This is a genomic window from Thauera sp., from assembly GCF_034003485.1.
Taxonomy (GTDB): domain Bacteria; phylum Pseudomonadota; class Gammaproteobacteria; order Burkholderiales; family Rhodocyclaceae; genus Thauera.
This window is the reverse complement of record NZ_JAVEYL010000064.1, coordinates 1-7435: the sequence shown is the minus strand read 5'-3', so window position 1 is coordinate 7435 and position 7435 is coordinate 1. Positions and strand designations below refer to the sequence as shown.

Genomic DNA, 7435 nt, shown 5'->3' with positions numbered 1-7435 from the left:
CAGCTGGGCCGCCGTGCGGATCAGCCGGCCGTCGTTGTCATAGCCAAAGCGCGTCTGCTTGCCCAGCGCGTCGGTCGTCTGCGTGATGCGGCGCTGCGCATCGAAGGCGTGCGTGGTGGTGTCGGTGACGTCCGTGCGCGGGCCGTTGACCTGGGTGAGGTTGCCCACCCCGTCGTAGGTGAAGGCGGTGGTGTGCGCTCGCTCGCCAGATCCCGGCCGTCGTAGGCGGTGAGAGGTGGCCCTGGGGGGCGCCGACGACGCTCGGGTGCGGCTGCCTTGCCGGGAGGCAAAAGACAAGACCTGACCCTGTGCGCGTGACCCCGCTGTCGGCCATCAGCTGGCTCGAAGTGCTGCAGGGCATGCGCAACAAGGCCGAGCTCGTGGTGGTGAAGAAGATGCTGCAGCACCGCGCGGCAACCTTGCTGCCGGTGTCGGAAGCCATGACGCAACGCGCCATCGATCTCATGGAATCGCTGACCTTGAGTCACGGGCTGCAGATGGGCGATGCGCTCATCGCCGCCACCGCACTCGATCACGGACTGCCGGTGCTCACCGCCAACGTCAAACACTTCTCGGCAGTCACCGGCCTTACCGTCGAGGCGTTCGTGCCTTGATCACTTGGCAGCGTTCAACAGATCGTGAAGACCAATGGCCTGCGGATCATTAAGAAGCACGCGGCCCTCTGGCGCCAGATAGCTCAGCTCAAATCGTCCAGCACCGTCGTCAACTGTTCGAGCACCGTCCAGCACAGCAAGCAGTCCAAACACGGCCTCATGGACGGCCGCCGAGATGATGCCGTCTACCTGAGCCGCATCTGCAGCAGGCAGAGCGTTGTACCAGTCTGATCTGATCCGCTCAGCTGGCGGCACGCGTCGTCCTGGCGGGCTCTTCAGATTGGCGATGGTGTCCTCAATCGCAGCGTCTTTGACGTAGCGGCTGATCGCGGTCACGAAGTCTTCGCTGTTCATCGTGCGGCACCTATCTCCCGAACGCGCCGGGGTACATCTCTTTGTTCAGGTCGATCAACTGGCGTAGCGAGCTGTTCGGTGCGTTCGTGTTGTTCCGCAAGTCACGAATGTCTCGCGCAAGTAGGTCACGTGCAGAGCCTGTGTAGTCGCCCTTCAGGGTCGACAGCCTCGAGTGCTCGCCTCGCGGTAGTGCTATGGAAGGGCCGGTGGCCGGGTCGTAGCCCTTGACCGCTTGGCCAGCCGGGTGCTTCTGCATCGCGTGGTGGATGTCGAGACCATCACCAGCAGCCGATCGCCCCTTGAGAGCGCCGAAAGTGCCGACCTCGTACTTGCCTACCCCCTTTGCGGCAAGTCAGCGAGAGCCTAAGGCAACAGCCCCAGCCTCTCCAAGATTGGTCCGATGGACTCTTCAGTCAGTTCGACACTGTTCAAGATGCTGCGAACTCTCTCGATGTCTCGCTCCTCGACGGCCTTGTCGAACTGATCCATCAATCCACTCACGTAGAGGCGTTCATTTACCGTCATGCCGGAATACTTGTTTTCCATAAACCAGACCTAAGGCTTGAGGACTGAGAAGTCAGTAATCTTGACGTTCTTAGGATCGATGATGAGTTTGGCCTCATGCGGTTAAAACGCCTATCCGTGTCCGGTATATTGGCCCAAGGGGACCACTCGCAGGGGATACTTGATGCGACAGGACGACGACGCTGCACTCGCTTCCGGTACTACATCCGATGGCTGGTTCACCCGGCTCCGGCGTTCGCTGCTGGCGCGCCTTGGCAATACCGGGCTCGTGCTGGGGACGTTGTTCTTCGCCGCCTCGCTCACGCCCAGCCTCACGCCACGGATCACGGTCGCGCAGGCGGTGCTGTCGGGCATGTGCCTGGCCGCCGGCTACGGCCTGGGCGTGCTGCTGCGCTGGCTGTGGGGATACCTGGAGCTGCCGCTCCCCGGGCCGGCGGGACAGCCGCGTCGCCGCCGTATCGCGGTCGTCGCCTGCGCGGTCATCGCCGCGCTCGCGCTTTGGCGCAGCCAGCATTGGGAAAACATCGTCCGCGAACTGATGCACCTGGCTCCCGCCGGTCCATCGCGCATCCTGGGCGTACTCGCGGGTGCGGCGGTCGTGGCGCTGCTGCTGGTCGTGCTGGGCCGCATCGCGCTGATGATCATCAAGGCGGTGATGCGCCTGGTCACCCGCAAGGTGCCGCGACGGATCGCGCACGTGGTCGGTGCGATCGCCGGCGTGCTGCTGCTGGTGGGCCTGGTCAACGGCGTGATCCTGTCCTCGTTGCTGGACACCCTGGACGCCTCCTATCGCCAGGCCGATGCACTGATCCCGCCCGACATGCCGCCGCCGACCGAATGGGACAGCCCCGGCAGCGCGCAGTCGCTAGTGGCCTGGAACCAGCTCGGGCGCATGGGCCGGCGCTACGTCGATGCCCGCCCCACCGCCGACGAACTCGCCGCCTACGCCGGTCCCGGCGCCAAGGCGCCGCTGCGCGTGTACGCGGGCCTGCCCACCGGCGACACGCCCGAAGAGCGCGCCCAGCTGGCGCTGGAAGAACTCAAGCGCGTCGGCGGCTTCGAGCGCAAGGCGCTGATCATCATCACTCCGACCGGCACCGGTTGGGTCGACCCGTCCGGCATCGACGGCATCGAATATCTCTACCGCGGCGATGTGGCCAGCGTCGCGGTGCAGTACTCGTACCTGTCCAGTCCGCTGACGCTGTTCCTGGATCCGGACACAGGCGGGGTCACCGCGCGCGCACTGTTCCGCGAGGTCTACGGCTACTGGCGCACGCTGCCGCCCGAGCGGCGGCCGAAGCTGTACCTGCACGGCCTGAGCCTGGGCGCGCTCAATTCGGAACGCTCGTTCGAGATGTTCGAGCTGCTCGGCGAACCATTCGATGGCGCGGTCTGGAGCGGACCTCCGTTCGCCGCCAGCAAGTGGGCCGGGCTGACCCGCTCGCGCAATCCCGGTTCGCCGGTGTGGCTGCCGCAGTTCCAGGACGGCTCGTTCGTCCGCTTCATGAACCAGGACGGCAGCTCCACCCCGCCCGGCACGCCGTGGGGCCCGATGCGCGTGGTCTACCTGCAGTACGGCAGCGACGCGGTGACGTTCTTCGACCGTCACGGCTTCTTCCGCGAACCGGAACTGCTCGATGCCCCGCGCCCGCCGGACGTATCCCCGGCGATGCGCTGGTATCCGGTCGTGACGATGATGCAGATGGCAATGGATACTTCGCTGTCGATGAGCGCACCAATGGGTTTCGGCCACGTCTACGCGCCATCGCACTACATCAACGCCTGGCTGGAAGTCACCGGCATCGACGACTGGTCGCCCGAAGACGTGGCCCGCCTGCAGCGCCACCTGGATGAGCGCCGGGCCGAAGAGCTGTCCAAGGATGGCGGCGAGGAGACCGTGGACGGCTGAACGTCGACGGTCTTGCGTGGACCGGCACCCTCAGTACATCCCGACCATGTTGAGGAACCAGCCCTCGTGGTCGTAGTCGAAGTCGGTCAGGTCGTCGCTGAACTCGGTGAAGTTGTAGCCGGCGCCGATGCGGAAGTTCTTGCCGATGTCGCGGTCCAGTCCGACCAGCCAGCCCTGCCGCGTGCCGCCGGCCTGCACGTCCAGCCAGCGGTATTCGGCCAGCGCGTGCCAGGCGTAGACCACCTCGTAGCGCAGCTGTAGCGCGGCGAAGTCGGTGGCCGAGTCGAACCACGGCCCGCTGCCGCGTCCGTAGCGCACCTCGCCCTCGCGCCGGGCGAGCTTGCCGGCCACTTCCCAATGCTGGTCGTGGCGGTAGACGCCTTCCACCGACAGCACCTGGGTTTTCTGGTCGTAGTCCTGCTCGCGCTGGCCCAGGCTGGAGAGGTCGTACAGGTAGGTGTAGCGGCCGAACATTTCCCAGCGCGCGCTATCCCACGGCCGCCAGGCGAAGCCGGCGTTGCCTTCGATGAAGCGCGCGTTCGCCAGGCGGTCGCGATGGTCGTCGGTGTCGGCGTAGTTCAGCCGGCCGGCCGCATCCCACACGTAGGCCACGGTGTGGCTCGCGTCGGCGAAGCTCGCCTGGGTGCGACGGCCCAGCAGGTCGTAGGCGAAGGCGACGTTGTCGGCGACGCTCGGGAGCTGCGGCTGGTAAGGCAGTCGAGATCGTTGTAAGCGTAGCTGGTGACTGCGACCGGGCCGGCCGCGGTCGGACAGATGGCGGTGTAATCAGGCGCACCACGGTCAAGTCACCCCCAAACCGTGGTGCGCCCCTTATTTCCCTCGAATATCCCCGCAACCAATTCGTACAGCAACTTCCTGCGCTCTGACCTTCCACGCACCCAGCGCCTTGCGCTCCAACTCAGCCAGTGCTGTACAAGCAGCGCCGATATCGCCTAACTGAGAAAGCAGCACTGCGAAGCAAATCGACGACAGCGGGTTCTTCGCCGATGGCATGCCCGTGGAAGCAAGCCAATCGCGCATCGCTTCCAACGACCGCATGTGTTCAAGGAACGGGAGAATCCGCGCTCCAAGGCAATCGGCCATTTCGTCGGCGACGCCTGTGCTGCTTACGTCCCACCAACGATCCTTGCCATCCAGGAGTTGCCCCACACGCGCACGAACCGTGCAGAAAGGTTCTTCAACGAACGCATCAGCATCGCGACCCCAGCATGCGAAGTAGATCGGTCGAGATAGAACGCCTACGTTCATGGTCACCGCATCACCAACCTTGCTAGTCTGGATGTCGATGACTTCCACCAACGAATGCTGCTCACGATTCCACGTGGTCTTCTCTCGGCTAAAACCAATCGGGGCCAGCTCGCAATCAAGGCGAGCAATAATCGAAGCCGCGCTCATCGCCTGGGCTCGTAGTAGATAACGCGGCCACGCATACCCAGTTGCTCCTCGTAGTTCTGGACTTGGCGTGCACCAGCCGAGCGACCTGATGGTGTATTCGGCTTCAGCTCAAGAATACGCCCCCCCGGCGTGACAACATCAGGTTTATAAACCTTCCCATCGGCACCGACAAGTCTGGGTTCGGACTGCCAGCCTGGCTTCTGTGCCACACGCTCGGCCAGATCTTTGTGCGCCTGCCGGCCAGTAGCCGCAGCGGCGTTCTCGCCACCACGTACTACCCCCTTTGCGGCCTGAGTTCCAGCACCAGCCCTCCCAATCACCCCCGGCCCAACGCCCACATAGCCTACAACATTCCCCTGCGCATCATGCATCGGCAGGTTAAGCGGACTATTGGCGGCATTCTCCAGGCCCTTGCTGACCATCCATCCGAAGAAGTTGCCTGCCGAGGGATTTGAATCGACGACGCCCTGTATTCCACGGCCAAAGGACGAGTCGCTAATCTTACCGATCAGCATGTCGGCCTCGGCCGCGATCAACCCCGTCGGATCACTGAAGTTGACCGGGTTGTTCCCCACATACGCATACAGGTTCAGATCATCGGCCGTGCCGATCGGATCGGTCTGCAGGAACCGGCCCAGGCTCGGCGAGTAGAACCGCGCCTTGTAGTAGTACAGGTTCAGCCCGCCCAGGTACTGCTGCCCGGTGTAGCGGAAGCGCACGCCGGTGGTGACGTTCGGTTCGCCGAACGGGCCGTAGCTGTGGATCGCGGTGCTGGTGCCGGCGCTGTTGGCCGTGCCGATGATGCTGCCCAGGTGGTCGGCGTAGAGCCAGCTCTTGGCGGTGGTCGTGCTGCCTTCGTACCACACCAGCGGTTCATCCACGCCGGGGCCGTGCACATAGCGGCGCAAGAGCGTGCCCGCGCCGTCGTACTCGGCCACCAGATCGACGCCGTCGTAGGCGAGATCGGTGATCGCGCCGGCCAGCGTGGTCCGGCGCAGCCGGCCTTCGGCGTCGTAGGCGAGTGTGGCGGCGTAGCCCGTCTTGGTCGCGCTCTTGAGCTTGTTGTCGGCGTCGAAGGCGTAGGTCCACACCCCGTCGCCGGTGAGGTTGCCCTTGGCGTCGTGGGTGAGCGTGGCACCGGCTGCGGTGGTGTATTGGTTCAGGCCGTTGGCGGTGTAGCTCTGGGTGCCGTTGGCGTAGCCCGTCCATTGATACAGGTCGTTGGTCCAGCTCTGGCCCACGATCTCCTGCACCTGGTTGCGGGTGTAGGTGGTGGTCTGGTCCTGCGCGGTGCCGGTCAGGTTGTGGGTGAGGCTGGCGAGCGCGCCCTGCGTCGAGTAGCCGTAGCTGGTGGTGGTGCCGTTGCCCAGCGTGACCGTGGTGCGACGGGAGAGGTCGTCGTAGGCGTAGGTGGCCAGGTTGGTCGTACCCAGTTCCTTGATCGCGCTCGGACGGTTGAGCGCGTCATAGGTGGTGGTGACGTAGAAGGGGTCAGCTCACGAAACGGAAAAATCGTATGGTCGTGGCGCGGCCATGTACGGCGATCTGCCGTATCATTTCGGCAGGAGGACAAGACTATGCCCGCAGCCATTTCTACCGCTCGCCTCGAAGCCCGGATCAGCACCGATCTGCATTCGATGCTCAAGCGCGCCGCTGAACTTCAGGGGCGCACCATGACTGATTTCGTGGTCGCTGCCGTCCAGGACGCCGCGCAACGCGCCATCGAGCAAGCCGAGGTCATCCGCCTGTCGCTGGCCGATCAGGAGTGCTTTGCACAAGCGTTGCTGTCGCCGCCGCAACTGGGCCCGGCCTTGGAACGCGCTTTCGCCCGTCGCCGCAAGCTCTTGCGTACTGAATGAGCAGCGCACCGTTCCGGCTCACGCCGCTCGATGCCGCGCATGTTCGCGCAGCGTTCAACTGCGGTTCAGAACCGCTTGAGCGCTATCTGCGGGAACAAGTCACCCAAGATGTTCGCCGCCGTGTGGCTGCCTGCTTCGTGGCGTTGGCGGAAGGGCAGCGCATCGCGGGCTACTACACGCTGGCGTCGGCAAGCCTGCTGCTGACCGATCTCCCGGCCAGTGTCGGCAAGAAGCTGCCGCGCTATCCGACCGTCCCAGCGGTTCGCATGGGCCGCTTGGCCGTCGATCAGGCTTTCAAAGGGCAAGGGCTGGGCGGCGCACTGCTGGCCGATGCGCTCGACCGTGCTGTCCGTTCCGAGATTGCCGCCTATGCCTTGATCGTGGATGCCAAGGACGAGGCGGCAGCGGCCTTCTACCGACATCATGGCTTCATCGCTTTGCCCGACTCACCGTTCACGCTCTTCCTGCCGCTGGCAACGGTGGAGGCGTCTCGGAAAACGGAAAATCGAGCGCGCTAAGCCGGTGGCATTCGTGCGCGTCAGGCTGGGCTATGCCCTAACCTGACGTCAGGACAGCCTACCCAGAAACGTCCGGATAGACTCCATCGCTTAATTTATTGACACAGGCTGCTCAAGGTCATAGATTTATTCCTGACACTTTTCTGTTTGGGGGCATCTTGCAAGGTCAACGTATCGGCTACGTCCGGGTCAGCAGCTTCGACCAAAACCCGGAGCGGCAACTGGAACAGGTCGAAGTCG

Annotated in this window: 9 protein-coding genes and 1 pseudogene; 5 read left to right on the top strand and 5 right to left on the bottom strand. The window is 64.2% G+C overall.

The genetic code is table 11. The features are described 5' to 3' along the window. The first annotated feature begins 314 nt into the window (after window positions 1-314). The gene (locus RBT54_RS17850; protein WP_320368358.1) at window positions 315-614 is read left to right on the top strand and encodes a type II toxin-antitoxin system VapC family toxin; all 300 of its coding nucleotides are present in this window, start codon (window positions 315-317) and stop codon (window positions 612-614) included. Here the strand turns inward: RBT54_RS17850 and RBT54_RS17845 are convergent, their stop codons facing one another. Both RBT54_RS17845 and RBT54_RS17840 read right to left on the bottom strand, forming a co-directional pair. Then, window positions 615-968, bottom strand: coding sequence for a hypothetical protein (locus tag RBT54_RS17845; protein ID WP_320368357.1), 354 nt, complete (start codon window positions 966-968; stop codon window positions 615-617). It lies immediately after the preceding gene. A 363-nt stretch (window positions 969-1331) separates the two neighbouring features. Next, window positions 1332-1514, bottom strand: a complete 183-nt coding sequence (locus RBT54_RS17840; protein WP_320368356.1) for a hypothetical protein — start codon at window positions 1512-1514, stop codon at window positions 1332-1334. 142 nt (window positions 1515-1656) lie between these two features. On the opposite strand from RBT54_RS17840, the gene RBT54_RS17835 reads away from it, so the two are divergent. Next, window positions 1657-3402 carry an alpha/beta hydrolase gene (locus RBT54_RS17835; RefSeq protein WP_079862784.1) on the top strand — a complete coding sequence of 582 codons (1746 nt, stop codon included), beginning with the start codon at window positions 1657-1659 and terminating at the stop codon, window positions 3400-3402. Window positions 3403-3432: 30 nt separating this feature from the next. Here RBT54_RS17835 and RBT54_RS17830 read toward each other — a convergent pair whose 3' ends face one another. The 3 genes from RBT54_RS17830 to RBT54_RS17820 form a co-directional block, all read right to left on the bottom strand. After that, complete coding sequence (locus RBT54_RS17830; protein ID WP_320368355.1) at window positions 3433-4014, bottom strand: hypothetical protein; 582 nt, start codon at window positions 4012-4014, stop codon at window positions 3433-3435. A 219-nt stretch (window positions 4015-4233) separates the two neighbouring features. Next, window positions 4234-4818 (bottom strand): DUF4304 domain-containing protein, encoded by a 585-nt coding sequence (locus RBT54_RS17825; protein WP_320368354.1) that lies wholly within the window; start codon window positions 4816-4818, stop codon window positions 4234-4236. After that, window positions 4815-6059: an RHS repeat-associated core domain-containing protein gene (locus RBT54_RS17820; protein WP_320368353.1), complete on the bottom strand. Its 1245-nt coding sequence runs from the start codon at window positions 6057-6059 to the stop codon at window positions 4815-4817. Before RBT54_RS17820 ends, RBT54_RS17825 begins: the two co-directional genes overlap by 4 nt. Window positions 6060-6395: 336 nt before the next feature. On the opposite strand from RBT54_RS17820, the gene RBT54_RS17815 reads away from it, so the two are divergent. The 3 genes and pseudogenes from RBT54_RS17815 to RBT54_RS17805 form a co-directional block, all read left to right on the top strand. Beyond that, a complete protein-coding gene (locus RBT54_RS17815) occupies window positions 6396-6677 on the top strand; it encodes a DUF1778 domain-containing protein (RefSeq protein WP_168988743.1) in 282 nt (93 codons plus the stop codon). Next, window positions 6674-7195 (top strand): GNAT family N-acetyltransferase, encoded by a 522-nt coding sequence (locus tag RBT54_RS17810; protein ID WP_168988744.1) that lies wholly within the window; start codon window positions 6674-6676, stop codon window positions 7193-7195. The genes RBT54_RS17815 and RBT54_RS17810 overlap by 4 nt, the downstream gene beginning before the upstream one ends. Window positions 7196-7353: 158 nt before the next feature. Next, window positions 7354-7435, top strand: a pseudogene (locus RBT54_RS17805) (recombinase family protein); the annotation flags it as partial.